The organism is Phycisphaeraceae bacterium (assembly GCA_019636735.1).
Taxonomy (GTDB): domain Bacteria; phylum Planctomycetota; class Phycisphaerae; order Phycisphaerales; family SM1A02; genus VGXK01.
In genome coordinates this window covers 192,166-215,661 of sequence record JAHBWY010000007.1, presented here as the reverse complement: position 1 = coordinate 215,661, position 23,496 = coordinate 192,166, and the positions used below count along the sequence as shown (strand labels likewise).

At 65.9% G+C, this 23,496-nt stretch carries 19 protein-coding genes; 6 read left to right on the top strand and 13 right to left on the bottom strand.

Annotated elements, in window-relative coordinates:
* Positions 1–299 precede the first annotated feature (299 nt).
* A complete protein-coding gene (otsB, locus tag KF724_11370) occupies positions 300–2,897 on the bottom strand; it encodes a trehalose-phosphatase (protein ID MBX3356282.1) in 2,598 nt (865 codons plus the stop codon).
* A 26-nt stretch (positions 2,898–2,923) separates the two neighbouring features.
* Here otsB and KF724_11365 point away from each other — a divergent pair, with 26 nt between their 5' ends.
* Together KF724_11365 and KF724_11360 are read left to right on the top strand one after the other, a co-directional pair.
* Positions 2,924–4,588 (top strand): Na/Pi cotransporter family protein, encoded by a 1,665-nt coding sequence (locus KF724_11365; protein ID MBX3356281.1) that lies wholly within the window; start codon positions 2,924–2,926, stop codon positions 4,586–4,588.
* A gap of 11 nt (positions 4,589–4,599) precedes the next feature.
* Positions 4,600–4,965 (top strand): CrcB family protein, encoded by a 366-nt coding sequence (locus tag KF724_11360; GenBank protein ID MBX3356280.1) that lies wholly within the window; start codon positions 4,600–4,602, stop codon positions 4,963–4,965.
* A gap of 24 nt (positions 4,966–4,989) precedes the next feature.
* Here the strand turns inward: KF724_11360 and KF724_11355 are convergent, their stop codons facing one another.
* Complete coding sequence (locus tag KF724_11355) at positions 4,990–6,774, bottom strand: cation:proton antiporter (GenBank protein MBX3356279.1); 1,785 nt, start codon at positions 6,772–6,774, stop codon at positions 4,990–4,992.
* 18 nt (positions 6,775–6,792) lie between these two features.
* Positions 6,793–9,282 carry a response regulator gene (locus KF724_11350; GenBank protein MBX3356278.1) on the bottom strand — a complete coding sequence of 830 codons (2,490 nt, stop codon included), beginning with the start codon at positions 9,280–9,282 and terminating at the stop codon, positions 6,793–6,795.
* Between the two features lie 217 nt (positions 9,283–9,499).
* Between KF724_11350 and KF724_11345 the strand changes: the two genes are divergently transcribed.
* The 4 genes from KF724_11345 to KF724_11330 all read left to right on the top strand — a co-directional run bounded on the left by KF724_11345 (position 9,500) and on the right by KF724_11330 (position 12,367).
* Positions 9,500–10,042: a hypothetical protein gene (locus KF724_11345; GenBank protein ID MBX3356277.1), complete on the top strand. Its 543-nt coding sequence runs from the start codon at positions 9,500–9,502 to the stop codon at positions 10,040–10,042.
* A 6-nt stretch (positions 10,043–10,048) separates the two neighbouring features.
* Positions 10,049–10,930, top strand: coding sequence for a hypothetical protein (locus KF724_11340; GenBank protein MBX3356276.1), 882 nt, complete (start codon positions 10,049–10,051; stop codon positions 10,928–10,930).
* Positions 10,931–11,014: 84 nt separating this feature from the next.
* Positions 11,015–11,404, top strand: coding sequence for a GntR family transcriptional regulator (locus tag KF724_11335; protein ID MBX3356275.1), 390 nt, complete (start codon positions 11,015–11,017; stop codon positions 11,402–11,404).
* Between the two features lie 30 nt (positions 11,405–11,434).
* The gene (locus KF724_11330) at positions 11,435–12,367 is read left to right on the top strand and encodes a hypothetical protein (protein MBX3356274.1); all 933 of its coding nucleotides are present in this window, start codon (positions 11,435–11,437) and stop codon (positions 12,365–12,367) included.
* A 34-nt stretch (positions 12,368–12,401) separates the two neighbouring features.
* Here KF724_11330 and KF724_11325 read toward each other — a convergent pair whose 3' ends face one another.
* The 10 genes from KF724_11325 to KF724_11280 all read right to left on the bottom strand — a co-directional run bounded on the left by KF724_11325 (position 12,402) and on the right by KF724_11280 (position 23,377).
* A complete protein-coding gene (locus KF724_11325) occupies positions 12,402–13,385 on the bottom strand; it encodes an asparaginase (protein MBX3356273.1) in 984 nt (327 codons plus the stop codon).
* Positions 13,386–13,472: 87 nt separating this feature from the next.
* A complete protein-coding gene (locus KF724_11320; protein ID MBX3356272.1) occupies positions 13,473–16,559 on the bottom strand; it encodes an efflux RND transporter permease subunit in 3,087 nt (1,028 codons plus the stop codon).
* Positions 16,556–17,674 (bottom strand): efflux RND transporter periplasmic adaptor subunit, encoded by a 1,119-nt coding sequence (locus tag KF724_11315; GenBank protein MBX3356271.1) that lies wholly within the window; start codon positions 17,672–17,674, stop codon positions 16,556–16,558. The genes KF724_11320 and KF724_11315 overlap by 4 nt, the downstream gene beginning before the upstream one ends.
* Before the next feature lie 156 nt (positions 17,675–17,830).
* Positions 17,831–19,447 carry a hypothetical protein gene (locus KF724_11310; GenBank protein MBX3356270.1) on the bottom strand — a complete coding sequence of 539 codons (1,617 nt, stop codon included), beginning with the start codon at positions 19,445–19,447 and terminating at the stop codon, positions 17,831–17,833.
* A complete protein-coding gene (locus KF724_11305) occupies positions 19,444–20,967 on the bottom strand; it encodes a hypothetical protein (GenBank protein MBX3356269.1) in 1,524 nt (507 codons plus the stop codon). The genes KF724_11310 and KF724_11305 overlap by 4 nt, the downstream gene beginning before the upstream one ends.
* Positions 20,968–20,969: 2 nt before the next feature.
* Positions 20,970–21,323: an NADH-quinone oxidoreductase subunit K gene (locus KF724_11300; protein MBX3356268.1), complete on the bottom strand. Its 354-nt coding sequence runs from the start codon at positions 21,321–21,323 to the stop codon at positions 20,970–20,972.
* A complete protein-coding gene (locus KF724_11295; GenBank protein MBX3356267.1) occupies positions 21,320–22,261 on the bottom strand; it encodes a DUF4040 domain-containing protein in 942 nt (313 codons plus the stop codon). Before KF724_11295 ends, KF724_11300 begins: the two co-directional genes overlap by 4 nt.
* Complete coding sequence (locus KF724_11290; GenBank protein MBX3356266.1) at positions 22,258–22,575, bottom strand: monovalent cation/H(+) antiporter subunit G; 318 nt, start codon at positions 22,573–22,575, stop codon at positions 22,258–22,260. The genes KF724_11295 and KF724_11290 overlap by 4 nt, the downstream gene beginning before the upstream one ends.
* On the bottom strand, positions 22,575–22,910 hold the full coding sequence (locus tag KF724_11285; GenBank protein ID MBX3356265.1) for a hypothetical protein: 336 nt from the start codon (positions 22,908–22,910) through the stop codon (positions 22,575–22,577). The genes KF724_11290 and KF724_11285 overlap by 1 nt, the downstream gene beginning before the upstream one ends.
* On the bottom strand, positions 22,907–23,377 hold the full coding sequence (locus KF724_11280) for a Na+/H+ antiporter subunit E (GenBank protein ID MBX3356264.1): 471 nt from the start codon (positions 23,375–23,377) through the stop codon (positions 22,907–22,909). Before KF724_11280 ends, KF724_11285 begins: the two co-directional genes overlap by 4 nt.
* Positions 23,378–23,496 lie beyond the last annotated feature (119 nt).

Sequence of the window (23,496 nt, the reverse complement as noted above, 5' to 3'; positions counted from 1 at the left end):
CCGGGGCCATGCCAAGGGTGCTCCTTCGCCGTGCGGGGGGAAGGGGCCAGGGGAAGACTGCGCGTGCTGGCGTTCGGATAAGCCGGGGCAGGATCCCGCGTGCTGGCGTGTGGATGAGCCGGGGCAGGATCCCGCGTGCTGGCGTTCGGATAAGCCGGGGCAGGACCCCGCGTGCTGGCGTTCGGATGAGCCGGGGCAGGATCCCGCGTGCTGGCGCGCGGGTCAGGGTGCCGGGGGTATCGGTGGTGTCGAAGGTATCGAAGGTATCGAAGGTATCGAGGGTATCGAGATCATGGCGTTCATCGAGCACCGGATGACCGCGCTGCTCCCGCCGAGAGGGCGACCGCGGCGTTGATGACTGCCACATGGGAGTACGCCTGCGGAATGTTGCCGAGCGCCCGATGACTGCCCACTTCGGATTGCTCCGCCATGATGCCGAGTGGCCCCGCGCACTCGAGAAGATCTTGGAAGAGTCGCTCCGCTTCGGCACGCCGACCGAGGAGCAGGTTCGCTTCGATGAGCCATCCGAGGCAGAGAAGGAAACCGCCCTCGCGACCGGGAAGACCGTCGTCGAAGCGATAGCGCAGGACGCCCTTGCCGCGGCGGAGGTTCCTGGTGACGGCATCGACGGTGGCGGCGAAGCGCGCATCGTCGGGCGGAAGAAACCCGCTGAGTCCGACCCAAAGTGCGCCCGCGTCGAACTCGATGAGTTCGTACGCCATGGTGAAGGCGCCGAGGCTGTCGCTCCAGCCGCGCGAGAGGATCTCGTTGCCGATCTCCTCTCGGAGGGCTCGCCATGTCGGACGATCCTCGCCAAGCATGGCATCGACGACGCGCAGCGCCCGATCGACGGCGTACCACGCCATGATCTTCGAGTGGACATAGTGGCGCTGCGAGCCACGAATCTCCCAGATTCCGCTGTCAGGATCACGCCAGCGCCGCTCGACCGCGGTCACCATCGCCTCGACCAGGCGCAGGTGATCAGCCGAGAGTGGCGCGCCTCCGGCCGCGAGCATCCATGCGAGGTCGCAGACCGGACCGAAGACATCGAGCTGCACCTGCTGCGCCGCGGCGTTCCCGATTCGGATCGGGCGACTCTCGGCATATCCGGAGAGTTCGGAGATCTCTCCTTCGGGGCCGAGGTCCTGGCCGCGCACCGTGTAGATCGGGCGGAGTCGCTCGGGTGAACCGATGGTGTCGAGAATGCCCAGCATCCAGTCGAGGAAGCGCATTGCCGGGCCGGTGTTCCCCAAGCGGTGCAGCGCCGCCGCCGCGAGGGAGGCATCGCGCGGCCAGCAGAAGCGATAGTCCCAGTTGCGCGAACCACCGAGGACCTCGGGCAGGCTCGTGGTGGCGGCCGCCGCAATCGCCCCCGTCGGACCGTGAATCAGCGCCTTCAGCAAGAGGGCGCTTCGAGTCACCGCTTCCTGCGCGACGGGTGGAAGCGAAAGGGACTTCACCCAGCTCGACCAGAAGCGCTCCGTCTGTCGCCTTCGATCGATCTCGGCCACCTGCGCGGCGCGGAGTGTGCCGGTGCCGTATCGAAGTTCGAGCACCACGGGTTGGCCCTGGAGTTCGACCTCCGCCGTCGCCAGTTGATGGGAACCTTCGTGTTCGATGGTCCACGAGACACCTGGCGCATGGAGCACCACGGGATCGTTCAGTCCACGAAGGACCACGCCCTGTCCCTGAACGATGTCGAGCGTCGCCGGAACGCGCCCGAAGTCAGGCCGCGGCGCAAACTCGATGCGTACACGGCCTCGCCCCTCGATGACGCGCACAAGATCGCTTCGACCGGCTCGCTGAAAGGGGCGCCCGCCCGAGCCGTCGAGGTAGTCGGTCACGCGCAGGTGAGGGCCCCACTCGGTCGTCAGGATGAGCGAGTGACCCAGATATGACTGCCGAGGCTCCGACAAGGCCAGCGATGGATCCGTGGGCACAATCGAGAAGCGCCCGGCGCTGGTCGATCGCTGCGAGCCGACGCCCAGGCGCGGACCGAGGAGCGAGGCAAAGAGCGGGGGAGAGTCGATCTGCGGCAGGCAGAGCCAGCAGATGACGCCGCGCGGATCGACCACCGCCGCAGTCCGCTGATCGGAGAGGATGGCGTGAGCATCGATCGCCGTCGGTTCGGTGTCGTCGGCCCACGCGCGCCGGAGTTCGAGCAGGCGCTCGAGGCTCTGGACGACGCTCGGCACATCGGGAAGCTCAAAGTGAGCGCCGCGGCGACGACCGTTCACAGCCACGCCGCTGTCCTGGAGTTCAAGCACGCGGAAGGCGTCCTCGTCGGTGACATCATCGCCGAAGAAGAGCACCGAAGTCGCTGAGGTCATGGCCCGGATGCGTCGGAGCGCATCGCCCTTGTCGAGGCCCTCGAGCACGAACTCGATGACCTTGCGACCTTCGAGCACGCGCACGCCCTCGTCGCCGCGCGCGAGTCCGCGCGCCGCCACCACGAACTCCGGTGCCGCCTCCTCGGCCACGCGCCGGTAGTGCAGTGCCAGCGACGCCGACTTGATCTCGAGGCGTGCATCGCGCCATGAACGAAGCAGCGTCTCCGCCCGATGCATGAGCGGCTTCAGCCGATGCTCCGCGGAGCGCACGCGATCATCATCATCGGCATCGGGCCATTCGGCGCCGTGACCGCCCACCATGTGCACACCGGCGCCGGAGAGGTCGCCCAGCAACGCCGTGAGCTCGGGAAGCGGCCGTCCGCTGATGAGCGCGACATCGGTCTGTCGGATCGCCGCCAACTCCGCGAGAAGCGAGGGAACCCCCGGCGCCGGACGAGCCTCGGCGGGGTCCTCCACGATGGGCGCAAGCACGCCGTCGTAGTCGCTCGCGATGAGAAGTCGTGGAGTCCTCGCGATCCGCAGCAGTTGGTGTTCAATGGCGCTCATGGCTTCGTGAGGGGTATTCTGCGCTGATGGTCGTGGCGCTGCTTGGAGGAATCGGCCTCTTTCTGCTCGGCATGCTCATGATGAGCGATGGATTGAAGTCCATGGCCGGGGATTCGCTGCGACAAGTCCTGATGCGGGTGATTCGAGGGCCCTGGAGCGGGCTTGCGGCGGGCGCTGCGGCGACGGCCGTGGTGCAGTCGTCAACGGCGACGACCCTCACGACGATCGGCTTCGTCAGCGCGGGCCTGCTCACCTTTCCGCAGTCGATTGGCGTGATCGTGGGCTCGAACCTCGGAACGACGAGCACGGGCTGGATCGTCTCATTGCTCGGACTCAAGATCTCGCTCGGGACGCTGGCGCCGCCGCTGGTGCTCGCGGGTGTGGCGCTTCGCCTGCTGGGTCGAGGGGGGCTTCGTGCGGGCGGTGATGCGCTCGCCGGGTTTGCGCTCATCTTCATCGGCATCGACCTGCTCCAGTCGGGCATCAGTCACCTGGCCACGCAGATCAACCTGGCCGGTGTGGGGGGTGAAGGTGTCGGGGGCCGGCTGATCATGGTCGGCATCGGCTTTGTGATGACCGTGCTCATGCAGAGTTCGAGTGCCGCGGTCGCGACGACCATCGTCGCGATCTCCACCGGCGCGATCACAATGGAACAGGCCGCTGCTCTGGTCATCGGTCAGAACATCGGGACGACTCCGAAAGCGGTCATCGCCGTCATCGGGGCGCCCGTGCCGGCGGTCCGTACGGCGGCGGTGCACATCACCTTCAATGTCGTCACGGGCGTCGTCGCGTTCCTGATTCTTCCCGTGTTCCTGCGCCTCGTGGTCGATGTCATGGAAGCGGAACATGCCTCGCCCGCAACCGCGCTCGCGGCCTTTCACACTGCATTCAATGGCTTGGGCACCCTGCTGATCATGCCCTGCGTGCGGCCGCTGTCGAAAGCCATCGAGCGCATCATTCCCGAGCGTCGGGAGTCCATGACCAGCCATCTCTCCTCACTGACCGCCGTGACGGGGTCGGTCGCCATCGAAGCGGCGCGGCGCGCGATGAGCGCGGTCATTCGGCGCATGGCCCGGTGCGGCCTCGATGCCCTCGATCGCGGTCTGCCGCCGTCGCGGATTCATGAGCAGGCCATCGAGGAGTGTCGCCGAGCGCTCGAAGAGGTCGGGCGATTCCACGCGCAGTTTTCCCGCTCGGCGCACAGTGAGGCGGAAGTGCGCGACACCGCATCGATGTTTCACGCGGCCGATCACCTCAGACGGCTTCTCGTGACTCTCCGGGAACTGACTCCGCCATCGCTCCCGATCACGGGGGTCGCAAGCAGCGAGATATCGAGCGCCGTGACCATCGCCCGAACCATGCTTCACCTGGCACTCGACGACGGGGAGCGTGGCGAAGCAGCCGTGCAGCAGGCCGCCTCGCTCTCGGCGCAACTCGCCGTGCTCAGGAAGGATGGCCGGCTGGTCCTGCTCGATTCGGCGGCCAAGGGCATGATCCCGGCAGAGGCAGCCATCGCGCGTGTGGAGACTCTGCTTCGACTCGATCGCCTGTGTTATCACCTCTGGAGAACCATGCATCATCTCGTGCCAGCTCAGGTCAGCAGCGCTCCTGAGGAGCCGTCCGAAGGGTCCTCACTGGTGCATGACGACGATGCGGTGCACCACGAGCGGGTCGACAGGGGGCTCTCTTGAAACTGGCGCTGATGATCTTTGCGGGAGCCGGGGTCGGCGGCCTCCTTCGCTGGGGCATCGGCGCGGGAGTGACACGACTGCTCGGCAGCGGATTCCCGTTCGGGACGGTGGCGGTCAATGTCGCGGGCTGCGCGCTCGCCGGCTATGCCCACGGGGCGCTCCATGACTCGGCCATCCGCGAGGAGTATCGAACGGCGCTCTTCGTCGGTCTCCTCGGGGGGTTCACCACCTTCTCCGCGTTTTCGCGTGACACGATCATGCTGCTCGAAGAGCGCCAGTATTGGCTGGCGTCGGCACATGTGATCATCGCGAACATCCTCTGCCTCGGCAGTGCGTTCCTGGGCATGAAGCTCGCCGGTCGTTCGGTCTTTGCCTGATGTCGGTGGTCGCCGACTCGGACGCTACTGCTCGATCGACCACATGCGCCGCAATGACGCGACCAGGCGATCTTCGGTGGCTGCATCGATCCCACGACGGCGTAGCACCTGGCGCGCGATTGCCATGCCCGCTTCACCTTCCTCGAAGATGACCGTTCGCGCGCCCGCGCGGCGCAGGGCATCCCGCTCTCCGAGGTATCTGGCGCGCACCGTGATGTCGATCTCCGGATTGAGCTCGCGCGCCTGCAAGATCATGGGAATCACTTCACCGGAGTTGGGAAGCGTGATGATCATCGAACCTGCCCGTCGCACGCCGGCATGTTCGAGAATCTCCAGGCGCTCGGCATCGCCGAAGATGGCCATGCGGCCCTGCGTCGCGAGGGTCGAGATGGTGTCGGCGTTGCGATCGACGATCGCGGTGTCGATCCCCGCGTCGCGCAGCAGTGCATCGACGACGCGACCGACGGGGCCATAGCCCACGATCACGGCGAGTGGCTTGGTGGTCTCGGCCACCTGCTGGGCCATCGCGGTGTTGCGCGCGGCTCCGCGTCGATCGGCGCGCCCGGCGAGCCAGCGATGAAGTCGCGGCCGTTGCTCCACCCAGCGCTCGATGGACCCGATCGAGCGGAAGGTCATGGGGTTCAGCGAGATCGAGATGATGGCCACGGCCACCAGGACCTGTCGTCCCGCGTCGGGAAGAAGCCCCGCCTCGACCGCGACATGCGCGAGGATGAAGGAGAACTCTCCGATCTGGGCGAGGCCCACCGCGACGGTCAAGCCCGTCCGAAGCGAGTGACCCAGGCAGACGACGAGCAGGAGCGCCGTCGCAGGTTTGACGACGAGCACCACGCCGAGGGCTGCGGCCACGAGCCATGGTTCCTGCCAGAGGAAGCGCGGATCAAAGAGCATCCCGACCGAGACGAAGAAGAGGACGGCGAAGGCGTCGCGCATCGGAAGAGCGTCGGCGCCGGCCTGATGGCTCGTGGGCGAAGCGCCGACGACCATCCCCGCAAGAAACGCGCCGAGGGCGAGCGAAGCGCCAAAGAACGCCGCGGAGCCGACGGCGATGCCGATCGAGAGCACGAGCACCGTCAGCGTAAAGAGCTCGCGCGAGCGCAGGCGAGCCACCTGGAGGAGGATCCATGGAACGACGCGTGACCCCGCAAGAAACATGATGGCGACGAGCGCCGCGAGCTTCACCATGGCCCACCCCAGCGTGGCGACGGTAGAGAGCGTGCCTCCCTCGTCAGCGCCGAGCGCGGCGACCGTGGGCAGGGTCGAGGTGCCCAACGCCCGTCCCAGCACGGGCAGCATCACGAGCAGGACCACGGTGAAGATGTCTTCGACGATCAACCATCCGATGGCCACGCGACCATGGACGGAGGTCACCATGCCGCGATCCATCAGGACACGCATGAGAACGACGGTGCTCGCCACTGCCATGGCCATGCCGAGCACGCCGCCACCAATCCATGACCAGCCAAACCACGCGAAGACGATGGCGGTCACAACAGTCGCGCTGGCGCTCTGCACGATGGCGCCGGGGACTGCGATGTTGCGGACCGCGAGGAGATCGCGGGGGCGGAAGTGAAGCCCAACCGCGAACATGAGGAGGATCACGCCGATCTCGGCGAGTTGCTGCGCGATCGCGGAGTCGCCGACCAAGCCGGGCGTCGAGGGCCCGATGAGCACGCCCGCGATCAGATAGCCGACGATGGGCGACAGCCCAAGGCGCTGGGTGATGACGCCGAAGATCCACGCGGCGGTGAACCCGGCAGCGATCGTGGTGAGCAGGCCGAGATCGTGCACACCGAAGGCTACCGCGCGTCAGCACAGCGGGGCCTCGGGGGAAGAGGCCGTCGCGGCGTTCGGAGCAGTCGTCTTGGCTTCGAGCCACCGGGCGCAGATCGACAGCAGCGCATCGCGATCGATGGGCTTCGTCGTGAAGTCGCTGCATCCGGCAACCAGGCAACGATCACGCTCCTTTCCGACAGCGTGGGCCGTGAGCGCGACGATCGGGATCGTCGAACCCGAGTTCCTGATCGTGCGCATCAGGGTCAGACCGTCCATCGTGGGCATCTGGAGATCGGTCACGACGAGATCGATCGGAGCGCCGGACTCCTCGGCCGACTTCAGCCGGTCGAGGGCGACACCTCCATGCTCGGCGAGCACGACTTCCGCGCCGGCGCGGGCGAGATAGTGAGCGATGAGCCTTCGGTTGTCGGCACTGTCCTCGACCAGCAGAATCCGGCCCCTGAGCGTGCGCCGCGCCGAGGATGCGCCCGGCAGGGCTGATCCGACGGGACTCGTCGGCGCGATCCGATGGCCCGATTCGCCAGTGCTCCCGCGCGGCGCTTGGATTCCGACCGGGAGAGTCACTGACTCAAATGCGGCCGGCGCCGTCGTCAAGGTGGCGGTCGATGACATCGGTGCCGCCACCCGGACACCGAAAGTCGAGCCGACTCCGGGCTCGCTTCGAACGAGGAGGACGGTTCCCCCCATCAGCTCCGCGAGTCGCCGACAGATCGCAAGGCCGAGGCCGGTTCCACCATGGGTGCGGGTGACCGAAGAGTCGGCCTGTGAGAAGGGCTTGAAGAGCTTGTTGGCCTGCGCCGGCGCGAGGCCAACACCCGTGTCCTCGATCTCGATCGAGAGGAGTTCGCCGGAGTAGCGGCACTTCATCCGCACTTCACCGACGCGCGTGAACTTGACTGCGTTGCTCAGGAGATTCAGGACCACCTGACGCAATCGGGTGGGATCGATCATGACTCGAGTGGGGATCGGCGAGTCGTAGCGCAGCTCGAGCGCGAGGCCCTTCTCCCTCGCCTTCAGGCGGACGAGATCGAGGCAACTGGTGAGGAGTGCGGGAAGGTCCGTCTCAATGCGCTCCACGCGCATGAAGCCCGCTTCGATCTTCGAGAAGTCGAGGACATCGTTGATGACCGTCAAGAGGTGTTCGCTGGCCGATCGAATGGACCGGAGCGCATCATCGACCGTGAGGCCCTCTTGGCGGAGGTCCTCCGACGATCGGATGAGATCGGTGTATCCGAGAATCGTGGTGATCGGAGTGCGAATCTCATGGCTCATGTTGGCGAGGAAGTCACTCTTCGCCTGATCAGCGGCCTGGGCCGCCTCGACGGCGCGCTTCATTTCCTCTTGGGCGAAGCGCAACTCCGTGATGTCGAGTCCGGCGCCAATGAGGCCGACGAAGACACCAGTCTCCTCGCGTGGCACGCCCTTGTCGATGATGAGGCGCCACTCGCCGTCGGCACGACGGATCCTGTACTCCGACAGGAACTGACGCTGCTCGCGGACGGCCGCGAAGAACTCCTCTCGGACCCGTGCGACATCGTCGTCGTGAATGTGGGTGAGCCAACCTCCGCCGACCTCGTCTTCGGTTCGAGCACCAACAAAGTCGCACCACGGCTTGTTCACGAAGTCGCAGTAGCCATCCGCGCGGGCGCTCCAGACAAGCATGGGAGCGCCGTCGGCAAGGGTTCGGAAACGCCGCTCGCTCTCAGCGAGGCGGCCCGCCGTCGCCATGGCGCGGCGCTCTCCCTCTTCGGCGGCGCGGAGCGCCATCTGATGGCGGCATCGGAGAATGAAGGCTCCGATGCCGACGGCCAGCGTCAGGAAGGCGGCCGGAATCAGCCCGAGCATCACTTGGCGCCGCTGCTCGCGGAGGTTGGCGTAGAAGGTGTCCACATTCAGGTCGACGCCCGCCACGCCGATCTGATGGCCATCGGCGTCAAGGATCGGCGCGTACCCCGTCATGAAGGTGCCCCACTCGTCGGTGTGAGGTCGCCGACTGGATGTCGCCATGCCCGGGCCTCCGGGCCCTCCGAACGCCATCAGGAGTTCAGGTTCCAGGGAGTCGTAGATCTCCCACACCTGCGCTCGGTCCTCTCGCCCATCGCCGTCATGATCTCCAGGCAGCGCAGTGTCGAGCACGAATCGGATGTGCGGCCCATCTTGGACCATGGTGTACATGTACTTGACATCCGGGGTCATGGCCTGCGCCCTTCGCAGACCCCGAATCGCGGCCTCATACAGCGGAGAGTCGATCTGTTCTGGACTTCTGAGCGCCTGATGAAGTTCTGGATCGATCGTGGAGGCCGCGATTCCTGCAAGCGTCCTCAAGTCCTGATGCATCTGGTGCAGAATGGTCCTCTCGCTGGTGCGCCACAGTCCAATGATCGAGACGAGCACGATGGCGGCCACGACCAATGCAGCGGCGGTGCTCTCGAGGAAGGCACGGCGTGCGATGGATGCGGCCGGTCCGGAACGGGCGCGCGAACGGAAAGGAGATCGCAGCATCTCGTGGGGGATCGGCTGAGGAGATCGCCCGGTTCTGGCTGGGTGACCTCCGACTGCAAAGCCAGTGTGAGTGGCGCCGGTGGCGCGATCTGAGCTGGCCCTGCGACTCGACCAGCCGAGGAAGCGGACCTGTTAAAGTGCGCCCGTGGAGGCGAACTCAAACCCCTCGGACCAGCCGAGTATCCCGGTCGCGCCGCCGACCACGCGCGGCGCACCGATGGCTCCACGACCGCCATCGTGGCCGACGCCTATCGCCGTCATCGGCATCGTGCTGGCGACGCTGGGGCTTGCCCAGTCGGCGATGGCGATCGTCGTCGTGACAGGCGTGTCGTTGTTTCTGCCCAGTTTGTTTCAACAGGCCTTTGCCGTGCAGGCTGGCGGCTCCCGTGTGGCCATTGTCCTGAGTGTGGCTGAGCTCGCTGCGGCGGTGCTCCTGCTCGTTGGTTCAATCGGGCTCCTTCAGCGCAAGCGTCGAGGCGTCGCGCTTCTGAAGTGGTGGGCATGCTTCAAGCTGGCGCTTGTCGTGCTGGGATCGGTGGTCGGTTGGATGAACACCATGGCCCACCTTGATGAGGCGTCGCTCCAGGGAATGAACCCGACAGCGATGATCATTCTCACCGTCCTTTCGATCATGTTCGGTGCGTTGATGTCCGCCGCCTTGCCCGTGTTCATTCTGATCTGGACAAGCCGGGCTTCTGTGCGGGCGGATGTTGACCGCTGCTTCACACCGAACCCGGCGCGAACGGCGACACTCTCCTGATGCCCCATGCGTTGCCGGACCTGCGACTATCCGCTTTGGAACATCTCGGCGAGAAGCTGCCCGGAGTGTGGTGCGCCATTCCGCCCATCGGACTTCGAGTTCGTTCCGAACAGCATCCGTTTCTGCTGTCCGGAGTGCCAGGTGGCGTACTACGGCACTTCGCCACAGGGCCATCTCGAGCCGCCGGCGTTCGAGTGTGTGCGCTGCGGTCGAGCGCTCACCATGGATGAGTGCGTACTGCTTCCGGCCGAGGGAGTGGTGGACGAGGAGACCGCTCCCGAGGTGATGCCATGGTTCGACCCCAGGCGGCGCTGGACCTTCGGAGGGTGGTTCACCATGCTCCTTCGCTCCATGTGCGAACCGCGGCGGTACATCCGTTCGATTCCACCTGAACGGTCGTCGGGCTTTCTCTTTGCACTCGTCATCCTGTGCGCCGGCTTTGCGATCGGCGGCGCAAGCTGGACCGGCCTGATGATGGTGGGTCAGGGCGCCTTCATAACGACGGGGAGCGTGCTTGACATGGTGTGGCGGTCGCTCGTCGTAGTCATCTGTTGGGCGGCGGCATCGGCACTGCTCCTGCTGCTCTGGTGTCTCGTGGCGCACGGCCTTCTGCGGATGACGGGGTCCGTGGCCCGGGGCCTGCACCGAACGACCCAGTGCCTCTGCTTCGGCGCGCCCATGTCATTGGCGATGGCGCTTCCATGTGTGGGTTGCTACACCATTCCCGTGATTCCCGTCTGGTGGTGCATTGTCGCCGCGACGATGGTGGCCGAAGCGCAGCGCGTCTCGGGGGCCCGGGCGGCCCTCGCCGTCCTTGCCTTTCCGCTTGTGAGCATCGGATCGTGCTGCGGCTTCCCGATGGTCGCCGTCGCCCTGCTCGGCCCGTGAAGTGGACTGGAGGGGCGGCGAGGCAGGGGGGCAACGCCTTGGGATTGGGCTTGCAAGTGTATCAAAGACTGATACAATGGGTATGTGATCACCGTCTCGCTCGCGAGTCCCGCTCCGCTCCACGATCAGCTGGTCTCCGAGCTGCGAGGGCTGATCGCCTGCGGCAAGCTCGTGGTGGGTGATGAGCTTCCGCCGGTGAGGCAGCTCGCTGCGGACTTGGGGATCAATCTGAACACGGTCGCCCGCGCCTATCGAGAGCTCACCGATGCAGGCCTGCTCGCCTCCACTCGAGGGCGTGGCACGGTGGTCATCGCGACGGTGGAACGACCCTCCGGCCCCCCGGAGCAGGAACGCCGTCGAGTTGAAGCATCGCTCGTCGCGGCGCTCACCAACGCCAAGATCGCCGGGCTCTCGAAAGCGGAGACCCGAAGGCTGCTTGAGAGGCAGCTGGAGCGAATCTGGTCGCCCGCCTAGCTCCGATCAATCATCACAGGAGGCCTTGTCATGTCCGACTCGCTTCACATCTTCATGCGGATGATCGTGTTCCTGATTGCGCCGGTGCTTCTTCTCTCGCCGATGGTGGTGGTGCTGCTCACGCCCACGCGCGTGTCCAATCGCGAGGATCGCATCCTCGTCCGTTCGCGAGTGATGGTGCTCGCCGTGGCCACCGGCGTCAGCCTGATCGCATGGGCAGGGTTGACCGTGGCGTCCGTGCAGTCGGCGTCGCCCGCCCTCTCGCTGACCGCGAGGTCTGCATGGGTCCTCTTCTTTCCCCTCTGGTTCATGCTGGCGATGCCGTCGATCCGGGCGAAGAACCCGGTGTGGGGCGGCGCGCTCGATGGATCGGATGGCCGGAGCGAGCCGGTTCGCACGGCGATGCTCACTAATCGGGAGCGGGAGAATCCGATCTCGCGCCGAGCGTGGGCGCTCGTCACCGCCGCGCTCGTGCTCATCATGCTGGCCATTGCAGCGCGAGGCATGGCGCCGTTCTCAGAGAGTGCCGAGGTCGCCCGCGTCGAGCGCGTTCGTTGGATCGTGGCCATGTGCACCATGGCGCTGTGCGGCACGCTCACGCTCGCGATCATGCCCTGGGCTCTCCGCCGCATCCACAGTGAGCCGGAGCCGCTCGTGCCGGGCGTGGAAGCGGAACTCATCGAGGCCTATCGCACGCATCGCCGTCGCAAAGTCACCGCACTCTTCTGGCTGCTTGGCGTGGCGGTTCCTGGATTTCTTGGTGCCCTCGCCGGAGCCATCGTCTGGGGCTCGGTCGGCTCCGGTGAGACCATTGGCCTCATCGGTGGAGTCGGCGGCAGCATGCTCGGAGTCGCTGGCGCGTTCATCGGGTGCCTGTTCGCCTTCGACCGGATCCGCATTGCCGAAGCGCGGGCGCGCCTCCAGCAGGCCCGCGGCGTGGAAACGGTGGGGGGCTCGGCGTGACCTGGCCGTGCGGGGCGCGGGTGTCGCCAGCGGCTCACTGATACGGCGCGAACGCCGCATCGATTCCCGCGCGGTCCTGGTTCGAGCGCATCACGAGCCCGAGGAGCAGTCGTGCCTTGAGACCGGAGAGATACCCCGCAGGAATGACACCGCGGGAGATGAGATCGATCTCGCCGCCCTCGTAGCCGTAGGTTCGTGTGAAGACCGGCCCGGTCATTGCCCGCGATGCAAGAACCACGGGCATGCGCGCCGCCAGGTGGCCGACACACTCGGCCATGGGCGCGGGAACATGGCCGGCTCCCATGCCCTCGATGACGCAGCCCTTGAAGCCGAGATCTGGCAACGCGCGGAGCAGTCGGCCATCGTCGCCCATGGCGATCTTGACGAGGGCGATCGGCACGGGCTCACCGCCTGCCACGGGCAGCGTTGGATTGCGCGGCACGCGAACATAGAGGCGAGCCTCCCGCTCGACGACCACACCGAGTTCACCGACCAGCGGTGAGAGGAACGCCGAGGGCAGTGCCGTGTGCGACTTCTGAACGAAGCGAGCGGCGTGAATGTCGTAGTTCAGCACCACCAGAGTGCCTTGTCCGCGAGCCTGCTCGCTTCCGGCCACGATGGCGGCGGCGAGCAGGTTCGCCGGACCATCGGCACCGGGGGCCGCCGCGCTTCGCATCGCGCCAGTCATCACGACGGTGCGATCGCCGCTGACCAGAAGATCGAGCATGAAGGCCGATTCCTCAATGGTGTCGGTGCCCTGGATGACCACAGCACCGTCGAAATCACCCTGGAAGGCGCGGTTCAACTCCTCTGCGACAGAGACCATGTGCGCCATCGAGAGCGAGGGGCTCGGCAGTCGCAGGGGCGATCGCGCTTCGATGTTCGCCACTTCGCCGAGTCCGGGCACCGACGCGATCAGTTCCTCGGCGCCGAGCGCGGGCGAGACACCGCCGCGCTCCCCTGGAACCATCGTGATTGTTCCGCCGAGTGAGAGAAAGAGCAGCTTGGGCTTGGACATGGCGAGTGGACGCAGGGAGAGAGGCGATCGAGGTGTGGGGCTCTCGGGCTGGCCGTCCCCAGTCGAGGGCGTTGTCTCCTCTTCAAGCTACTCCGGACGGGGCTCTGCCGATGGTGTCGCAGGCGGTGATGTCATGCGGGGTCGTTCCTGCACTCGGAAGAGCACCGCGTAGAGAACGGGAACAACGACCAGTGTCAGCACGGTGGCAAAGGTGAGACCCGCCATGATGGCGACGGACATCGCCACGAAAAAGGCGTCCGAAAGCAGGGGGATCATGCCGAGCACGGTGGTGAACGCGGCCAGCATGACCGGCGAGAGACGGCTGACGCCCGCTTCTCGGATCGCCATCAACGGGTTGTCCGAATCCTTGATGCGCACGCCGATCTCATCGAGAAGCACGATCGCGTTCTTGATGAGCATGCCGGACAGACTCATGAAGCCGAGCAGTGCCATGAACCCGAAGGGCTGACCGGTGGCGAGCAGGCCGAACGAGACGCCAATGATGCCGAGAGGCACCACGGTGAAGACGATCAGCGGCGGCCGCACGGCGTTGAAGAGCGCGATCACCGTCAGCACCATCAGGATGCCGACCAGCGGGAGATTGCCGGCGAGCGAGCGCTGCGCGGTGGTTGAATCCTCGAACTCGCCGCCCCAGTCGATCGAGTATCCCGGCGGCAGCGCGATCGCGGCCACGGCCGGCATCAAACGGCGCACGGCACCATCGGCATCTCCACTGGCGGCATCGGCCTTCACGGTGATCGTCGGGAGGCGGTCGCGGCGATGGTGGATGGTGTGCTCGCTCGTGGTTCTGAACTCGCCGACCACTTGGCGCAGCGGAATGCGCCGCGAGGCAATCGGCGACCAGATCTCCGCATCTCTCACGCTCTCGATGGTCTGCCGTTCACCCTGGCGCGGCCGCGCGATGATCGGCAGCAGGGCATCGCCCTCGCGATAGAGCCCCACCTGAATGCCGTCGGTGCTGAAGCGGATTGCCTGCGCGATATCGCGCCGCGTGAGCCCTGCATCTCTTGCATGAATCTCGTTGACGACGGGCACCACCAGTGGTGTGCGCTCCCGCCAGTTGTCGCTGAGATCGACGATGTCCGCATCGGCGCTGAATGCCGCCATGACATCGCCCTTGATCGACTGGAGAACCTCGGGGTCGGAGCCGCGAATGCGCACCTGGATGCGCTGGAGATGCGACGGGCCCAGGGAGAAGCGACGGGCCAGGATCGAGTGGTCGGGGAACGATTCGCGGAAATCCCGCTCGATCTTCGCGAGCAGCGGGCCGATCACGCTCGGATCATCGACCGACACGAGCGTGAGGGCATAGGCGGGGCTTGGATCTTCCGGTGTGTAGGTCAATAGGAAGCGTGGAGATCCTGCGCCGACGAATGTCGCCACATCGGTGACGCCGTCGAACCCCATGATCGTGTCGGCCATGGCCAGCGCGTCGCGCGTCGTGACCTCGATGGCCGTGCCGCGCGGCGCCCACGAATGCACCATGAACTGGAGGCGCGTCGACGGTGGGAAGAAGCTGCGCTCCACATGACGGAAGGCGAGGACGGCGCTGATGAGCAGGCCGAGCACGACGAGGAGCACCGCCATGCGATGGCGGAAGCAGAGGTCGAGGAAGCGTCGATACCCGCGGAAGACCGCGCCGGTGAACGGCTCCTTCTGGGGTGTCTTCGGCACCGACATCATCCAGAAGCCGAGCAGCGGTGTGATGGTGATGGCGAGAACCCAGCTCAACATCAGCGAATAGAGCATCACCAGGAAGAGTGAAACCGTGTACTCACCCGTGCGATCCTGCGAGAGCCCGATCGCCGCGAAGGCGAAGACGGCCACGAAGGTCGCTCCGAGCAGAGGCATCGCGGTCTGCCGCACCACGCGAGAGGCCGCCTCGATCGCGTTGATGCCGCGCTGCATGAGCCCCTGCATGCCGTCGACGATGACGATGGCATTGTCCACCATGAGCGCGAGGGCGATGACGAGGGCACCGAGGCTGACGCGCTCGAGCATCACGCCGGTTGCCTTCATGATGACAAAGGTGCCGAGCACGGTGAGCACCAGGCCGAGGCCGATGATAAGTCCGCTGCGAAGGCCCATGAAGATCATGAGCGTGCCGATGACGATCGCGAACGCCTGAACGAGACTGGTCACGAAGACATCGATTGCGGCCGTGACGGTGTCCGCCTGATGCGCCACGAGGCCGATCTCAACTCCGATGGGGATCTGCGCCTCGAGTTCCTTCATGCGGCTGGTGACCGCGTCACCCATCCGGACCACATTGCCGCCCGACACCGTCGAGAGTGCAACGCCGATCGCCGGCGCTCCGTTGAAGAACATCAGATTGGCCGGCGGGTCGGCATAGCCCCGAGTGATCGTCGCAATGTCGCGCAGATAGAGCCGCGTGCCATCGGCCGTGTTGTTCAGGATCAGGAGATCGCCGATCTCCTCGACCGATCGGAACTGCCCGGTCGGTTCAACGCGCAGACGGCGGTTTCCGGCGACGATCTCGCCCGCATCGACGGCAAGGTTCTGGCCGACCAGCGAGGCAATCAGCAACTCGGGGGCCAGACCGAGTTGGGCGATCCGCTCCGTGGCGAACTCGACGAAGACGACTTCCGGCTGGACGCCGAAGAGCTGGATGCTGCCCACATCCTCGACCAGCAGGAGTTCGCGACGAAGCGTCTCGGCGTACTCCTCCAGTGTGGACATGGGGAAACCGTCGCCGGAGATGGCATAGAAGACGCCGTAGACATCCCCGAAATCGTCCCGGACAAGCGGAACCGAAGTTCCCGGTGGCAGCGTGCGAGCCGCATCATCGACACGACGCCGCAATTCATCCCAGATCTGAGGCAGCGCGTTGCCGTCGTAGCGATCGCGCATCACCACCTTCACCACCGAGCGACCGGGCTCTGAAATGCTCTCGACATGGTCGACCTGGCCCATGCGCTGCACAGCCGTCTCGATGGCGTCGGTCACCTCCTCCGCCACCTCTGTCGCCGAGGCGCCAGGGTAGTGGGTGATGATGAGCGCCTCTTTGATGGTGAACTCGGGATCTTCGAGCCGACCCATCGTCATGTAGGCGTAGACACCACCGGCCACCATCGCGAGCGTGGCGATGAGCGAGAAGGTCCGGAACCGGATGGTGGCTTCGGCAATGTTCATTGCAGATCCGAAGGGGAGACCTGGCCAACCGGACGAACGCGCTGGCCATCGACGAGGTGATGGACACCGGCCGCCGCGATGCGCTGGCCCTGGGTCAGTCCGGCGGTCACCATGACTCGGTCGTCGTTGACTTCGCCGAGTTGAACGGGCGCTTGCCTGACCGACGCCACCCCTTGGCCCGAATCGTCGACCACCCAGACGAAGGCGCCGCCTCCATCACCATGGACCACCGAAGTCAGCGGGACAGAGAACCCGCCGGTTCCGGGCGCCGGGGGGAGACGCTCGAACAGGGTGGCCGTCATTCCGGGGAGAATGACGACATCGCCCTGCGGTTCTAGCTGGAAGAAGGCTCGAAAGGTCTGCGTTGCGCGATCGGCCTCGGTTGTGAACTCCACGAGCTTCACCGGATACTCGCGCTCGGGGAGAAAGTCGAATCGCACGGCGTACTCGGCCTGCTCGTTGAGCGTGCGCGCGAGAGCGACCCGCCCGGCATCGACATTGATCTCGACGCGAATCCCCTCTCCCCCTTGGATGCGCGCAATCGCCGCCCCTGCTGTGACATTCTGGAACTGATCGACGAAGACATCGGCAATGATGCCGTCAAAGGGAGCCCGAAGCGTCGCATCTTCAAGAGCCTTCACGGCAATGTCCCGTGCTGCTTGGGCGGAGTCGAGCGCAGCCCTCGCGCGGATCATCTCCATCTCTGTGGCTGCGCCTTGGTCGAAGGCGCGCTGTCGCCGAGCGACCTCTTCGACCTGCTGGGCCAAAGAAGCTTCGGCCGAGGCAAGACGACTCTGGAAGTCGCGAAGGTCGAGTTCCGCGAGCAGATCGCCAGACTTGACCCGTTGACCTCGAACGATGGGCAGGGTTCGGACCACGCCGCTCACTTCAAAGGCGAGGTTCGCTTCGGAAGTTGCTCGAACTCGTGCGGGGAAGCGCCGCTCAACCTCGCCGGAGGTGCCGACGGGGACGACCAGCAGCGGGCGGACCATCGGCTCCTTGGGCTCTGCCGGCGCGCGACCTCGAAGGGTCAGCGCCCAGATGATGGCGGAACCGGCGATCACAAGACCCACGATGAGCCCGGTGATTCGAGATGCATTGAAGCTCGCATTCATGAAGACCTCTCGGAAGTGATCAAGGAGCGTTGGCGATCTGACTCGGTGACTCGGTACCGGCTCGGACGGATCCGCTCATTCGCCATGACGCTCATTGAAGATGCAATCGTTGTACCACGAGGTCGCAAGCCTCGGATCGCTCGAATCACCGGTCGATCATGGGGCGGCGCCGCGAAGGGCGGCCGCAAGGAGGACGGTGATCAACAGGAAGAAGGTGCCGCCGACCGCCCATCGACCCAATGCGCCTTCGAGCCTTTCAACCTGAGGCGCTGCGCGTACGAGGCGCACGGCGGCCGCTTCTCCGAACACAATGACATCGCCGCCGGGAATGGCGGGTGCGAACGGTGCGAGGCGCGTCCACGCGAACGCGACTGCGCCGCCGATCATCACCGGCCACGATGCCGACCAGAGTGTCGCAGGTGTGATGAGAGCGCCCGGTTCGCTGCGCAGCACGGAGTGCATCAGCATCCACGGCAGCGCCACGGCGGCGATGGCGGCAAGGGCCCAGGGAGTGGTCATTCCGCCAAGGCGCATTGGCGGTGTTGAACGCGCAGGCACGCGGACAAGGTGGTGCATGAAGTGGAGCATGAGAAATGCGCTGCCGACGCTCGACACGGTGGCAAGCAGGGCCACGAGATTCCCCGTGAACCACGGCTTGGTCGCCTCCTTGGCGAGGAAGCCGCCCGTGAACGGCATGCCCGCGAAGCTCAGTGAGAGAATCAGGCAGGGCGCGATGATCCACCAGCGCTGGTGCAACGCGACCGACGCGATGAGCCCCACGGCAAGGAAGAGGGCGCCCTTCGTGAGGACATGATGCATGGCGTAGAAGGCCGCTGCTTCGCTGACCGCACTCGCGCCAGCCATGGCCCCCGCGCCGATCAGCGCCGCGGTCACCCCCATCTGGCTCACGCTTGAGTACGCGAGAATCGTCTTCGGCGACGACTGCGTGACGCCAATGACCACACCCGCGATCGCGGTGATGAAGCCGATCACCAGCAGCGCCATCCCCCAGGAGGGCAGGGCATGATCGAGCGGCAGAAGGAGGAGGAAACCGATGATGCCGGTCTTGATGATCGCGCCGCTCAACACGGCGCTCGCCGGCGTCGGCGCCGCCGGATGAGCAAGCGGAAGCCAGCCATGCAGCGGGACGAGTCCCGCCTTGATCCCGAACCCGAGCATGAGCAGCACCAGCACGGCGCTTCGATTCGGTGACTCGGGCAGCGCCTGCACCACTTCGCGAATCAGGATCGAACCATCGCTTGCATTGGACGCCAGCATGATGAAGGCGAGCAACAGGAAAGCCTCTCCGAAGATCGTCAGCGCGAGGTATGCGTTAGCCGCACGCCGCGCTGCCGGAGTGTGATCGTGAATCACGAGCACATACGCTGCGAGGCTTGACAGCGAAAAGAGCAGGTAGAAGGAGATCAGGTCACCGGCAACAAAGACGCCGAGGCACCCGGTCAAGGAGAGCAGCCACGCGACGGCAAAGCGCCCTCGATGTGGATCGCGCCCCATCGAGGCCCAGGCAAAGCCGCCGGCGAGAGCCCAGAGCAGGGCGATTGCGCCGAGAAGAAGGCGACGCGGCCCGCCCATCGTGAGCATCACCTGGAGCCGCCCCTCACCGATGAAGTGATCGGCCCCATCGGACCACAGCGCTGCGGCGATGGCGGGAAGCGGCGCCAACCAGAGCAGGCCCATCGCCCGACGCCTGATCTCGGCGCTCAGGCACGCGAGCGCCAGCAGCGCCGGTGCGAGGAGAGACGCGAGCATCATGGCGTCACTCCTGCCTCGATGAGGGGCCGTCCGATGAAGAGCACCTTGATCGAGGTGAACGCGAGAATGCCGAGAAGGAACGAAGTGAGGGCGAGCGCAAGGGTGACAATCTCGCCGAGTGTCACTCGACGATCGCGCGAGGGTCGTGGCGCGGCGCTGCGGTCGAGGGAGATCGTCAGGATTCGCGTGATGTAACCGACCGCCAGCATGCCGCCGATGAGAATCACGACGGCCCACCACCACTGGCCGCTCTCGACTGATGCGGTGAGCAGGCGCCACTTGGCCCAGAATCCACCCGAGGGGGGAAGACCGATCAGGGAGAATCCAGCAAGTGCCATCGCGAAGATGGTCATGGGTGCTCGCTGTGCGATGCCTCGCAGCGCATCGAGTCGATCGCTTCCGCAGAGGCCGGCAAGCACTCCTGCGCCAAGGAACATCGCTGCCTTCGCAAAGGCATGCGAGATCGCCTGGAGCATGCCCCCGGCCAGCGCCGCACTCTGGAGGTCATCGCCGTGCTGGGCGAGAGCCGCTCCAGGCGCCGCCAGCGGAAAGACAAGGAAGAGGTAACCGATCTGGGCAATCGTCGAGTAGGCGATCAACATCTTCAGGCGCGCCTGGCGAAGAGCCATGACGCTGCCATGAAGAATGGCGAGTGACCCGAGCGCCCCGAGAAGAATCGCGCCCTCGGTGAGCGGCGCCGAAGGCAGTGCATCGAACCAGAGCCGCACGAGAATGAAGAACGATCCCTTGACGACCAGCGAGGAGAGGAGCGCACTGGAGCTCGGTGGCGCACCACCATGCGCCGCCGGAAGCCAGAGGTGAAGGGGAACGAGCGCCGTCTTGGCGAGCAACCCTGCAACCATGAGCGCGACCGCGAGAGCGATCGGAGCGGGGAGGGGCGCTCCGCCGCTCATCGCCTCGGCGATCAGCCCGAGGTCCAGCGTGCCGAATGAGCCGTACAGCAGGGCGGTTCCGAGCAAGTAGGCCATCGAGCCCAGCAGCGCAAAGAGCAGGTAGCGAAGTGCCGCCGAGATCGTCTTCGAGGATCCTTCGAGTGAGACCAGCGGTACTGCGGCGAAGGTCAGCAGCTCGATCGCGACATAGAGGCTGAAGAAGTCGCTGCAGAGGAAGACCGCCATGAGGGCCGCGGCGAGCCCCTGAGAGAGAAGCCAGAACGCTCGAGCCTGGCGACGCTCATGCGCTCCATGCTTTCGGGCCGAGTCGCCCATGACCGCGATCGACACCGCGAGGACGATCAGCGATGCGGTGACCATCATCGCCGCGGAGAGCCCATCGGCGCGCAGGAGAATCCCGAGGGGCGGCTGCCATCCGCCCACCGCGCAGGTGAGTGGTGCGTCACTTCGCACGATCACCGTCGCTGTGGCGAAGGAGATGCCGAGTCCGACGATGGCGGCCCCGATGGCCACGCGCGCGGCGCCCCGATCACCGGACATGAACGAGAGAAGCGCTCCAACGACGGGCGTCATCAGGGTGAGGACCAGGAGATGGCCGGGGTCCATCGTCACGACTCATCCGCTCCCTGCGCCGGTTCCGTGTCGATGGCGCCCTTCTGCGGCTCGGCGCTCTCCGCCGAAACGCCTTCGGTCAGGCGCTCAAGCAGCGTGACGGCAAGAACGGTGGCGGCGAACGCGACGACCATGCCGGTGATGACAAACGCCTGCGGCACGGGATCGGCTGCGAACGCGCCGTCGGCGCCGCGGCGGGCGATGACTCCGAAGAGGAGGAAGATCCCGCCGCCGAGAATGTTGCACGCCACGATGCGGCGCAGGTACGAGACGGGCACGATGACGCCGTAGAGCCCAATCCCTATGAGCGCCGCGGCGCCGATCCCCATGATGGTGGGTGTGTCGATCAAGCGGTGCGCTCCACCGGGGGGCCTGCAACAAGGAGCGCGAGCATCACCGCAACGGAGATAGTGAGTGGCACTTCGATGGCGATGATGAGCGCCTTCGCCCACGCGTCGGGGTAGGCGAGGAAGGCGCGCGTGGTCACGATTCCGGCAAAGGCCACGACGATGAAGACCACCGGACCCGCGATGACCGAGAGGCGCAATCCGCGCGACGCGATCGAAGGCAGTCGGATGATGCCTGTCATCAGGAGGAGCAGAGCCATAGCGGTGAGAATGGCCGCGCTCGCGAAGGCGCCGCCCGGATGGTCGGCACTGTTCCAGAGAAGATAGAACGCGAAGAGAAGTCCGATCGGCGGCAGCACTCGTCCGAGCAAGGTGATCGACCCATGCGAAGGCTCCGCGGCCACGCGCGGTGCGCCGGGGGACGCGCCTGAAGCAGCCAGTGACCAGACTCCGATCAGCGCGAGGAGGAGGACCACCTTCTCAAGCAGGGTGTCAAGTGCTCGAAAGCCAAGCAGCACGCCATTCACCGGGTTGCCAAGACCGAGCCTCGGCAGTTGTTCGGCGGCGGTGGTGGCCAGGGTCGGCGCCGGCGACGATGGTTGCAGCACCACCCACGCCACTCCTGCGGCGATGACTCCGCACAGGACGGCGGCGGCCCCGCGCACCGGAAGCGCCGGCCGGACCGGATCGACCGAACGCGCCTGACCTTCAGATCGCGAGAGCGCCCGAAAGAAGACAAGTCCCGAAAGACCGGTCGAAATCGCACCCTCGGTCATGGCGACATCGGGCGCGCGCAACCTCATCCACGCCAGCATCAGCAGCGAGCCATAGGCGATGAAGCCGGTGAGCGATGCGAAGCCGCTTCGCGCCGTCACGCTCCACCACGCGAGCGCCGACATGAGAATGGCCAGTGCACCATCGAGGAGATGCGAGCCGGTCACGGTGTGCGGTCTCCATCGAACATCGGTGTGTCGAGGTCCTCTCGGGCCAACTGTCCGGCGAGCGGGCCGATGGTCGCGGCAGCAACCAGCGCGGCGACCCACACGAGGAGCATCTTCACGGCCGTGAGCGGATGGTCAACCGTCGGAAGGAGACCCACGATGATCAGCCCGAGGCCGAGCGTGTCCGCCTTCGTCACGGCGTGCAGGCGAGAGAGCGGATCGGGAAAGCGCAGAAAGCCAAGCGAACCGGCAAGGAAGAAGAACGCTCCAGCCGAGACGGCGACGATCGTCAGGAGGTCTGCAAGGCCGCTCATCATGCGCCGCCTCCGTGAACCCTCGCCTCCGCGCCGGGCTCAACTCGCTGCGAACCTGGGGTTCGCTCCGCCGTTCCGCGATGTCGTGTCCGCCGCTCGCGCGACACGGCGGTCATCAGAAACGGAGCGAGCACGGCGAGGATGAGCGATGTGTCAATCGCACCTTGCGAACCCACGGCGCTGCCGCCGAGAAGGATCGCCGCCATTCCGCCTGTCGCGAGGAGTTGAACCGCAACGGCGCGATCGCTGCGGGAGGGGCCACGGATCACTCGAATCACGCCGAGCGCGACGGTCGCGAGGATCACCGCCGCCATGACCAGGAGGAAGGTGTTCAAGACAGACGCTCCCTCTTGAGGGCCGTCCGCCGACGGGCTTGGTCGAAGAGTGCTTCGTCCATCCGGAGGCTCTCGACCACCGGTGCGTTGACATCCAAGCAGTGGATGCGCCACGGATCGCCCTCGGGCGGGTCAACCGCAAGCGTGCCCGGCACGAGGCTTGACATGCCCGCGAACGCCGCCCGTTCAAGCGGCTCCTCAAGCCCGCTCCGAAACTCCACGCATCCGGGACGCAGCGCCAGTCGCGGCTTCATCGCAAGCCACGCGACCTCCACTCCCGCTCGCACCAGTTGAGTGAAGAAGCGCCCGACGACTCGAGCGCGAGCCGCCCATGCGCCGCGGCCTCGCCGAGGCGGCAGAAGGTGAAGGCTCAGCCATGCCGATACTGCCGCGACGATGGCACCCGCGATCAGATCGGGCAGAACGCTCCGGAACCACGATGGTGCGCCGAGATCTGTGGAGGGCACTCCGATGAGCACCGCCCAGAGCCCTAGGAAAAGCAGCCATCGCCCGAGGGCTCCGCGCAGTCCCGCCGGCGGCCGTGAGAGAAGTGATCGAGTGTCCGTCCGAGCGTCGGCGTGACGCG

Bases quoted from the DNA above. Each gene is read 5' to 3' on its own strand.
- KF724_11290 (MBX3356266.1), bottom strand. From the start codon at position 22,575: ATGAGCGGCCTTGCAGACCTCCTGACGATCGTCGCCGTCTCGGCTGGA.
- KF724_11305 (MBX3356269.1), bottom strand. From the start codon at position 20,967: ATGGACCCCGGCCATCTCCTGGTCCTCACCCTGATGACGCCCGTCGTT.
- KF724_11350 (MBX3356278.1), bottom strand. From the start codon at position 9,282: ATGCTGCGATCTCCTTTCCGTTCGCGCGCCCGTTCCGGACCGGCCGCA.
- KF724_11315 (MBX3356271.1), bottom strand. From the start codon at position 17,674: ATGAATGCGAGCTTCAATGCATCTCGAATCACCGGGCTCATCGTGGGT.
- KF724_11320 (MBX3356272.1), bottom strand. From the start codon at position 16,559: ATGAACATTGCCGAAGCCACCATCCGGTTCCGGACCTTCTCGCTCATC.
- KF724_11310 (MBX3356270.1), bottom strand. From the start codon at position 19,447: ATGATGCTCGCGTCTCTCCTCGCACCGGCGCTGCTGGCGCTCGCGTGC.
- KF724_11330 (MBX3356274.1), top strand. From the start codon at position 11,435: ATGTCCGACTCGCTTCACATCTTCATGCGGATGATCGTGTTCCTGATT.
- KF724_11340 (MBX3356276.1), top strand. From the start codon at position 10,049: ATGCGTTGCCGGACCTGCGACTATCCGCTTTGGAACATCTCGGCGAGA.
- KF724_11365 (MBX3356281.1), top strand. From the start codon at position 2,924: ATGGTCGTGGCGCTGCTTGGAGGAATCGGCCTCTTTCTGCTCGGCATG.
- otsB (MBX3356282.1), bottom strand. From the start codon at position 2,897: ATGAGCGCCATTGAACACCAACTGCTGCGGATCGCGAGGACTCCACGA.
- KF724_11360 (MBX3356280.1), top strand. From the start codon at position 4,600: ATGATCTTTGCGGGAGCCGGGGTCGGCGGCCTCCTTCGCTGGGGCATC.
- KF724_11325 (MBX3356273.1), bottom strand. From the start codon at position 13,385: ATGTCCAAGCCCAAGCTGCTCTTTCTCTCACTCGGCGGAACAATCACG.
- KF724_11345 (MBX3356277.1), top strand. From the start codon at position 9,500: ATGGCTCCACGACCGCCATCGTGGCCGACGCCTATCGCCGTCATCGGC.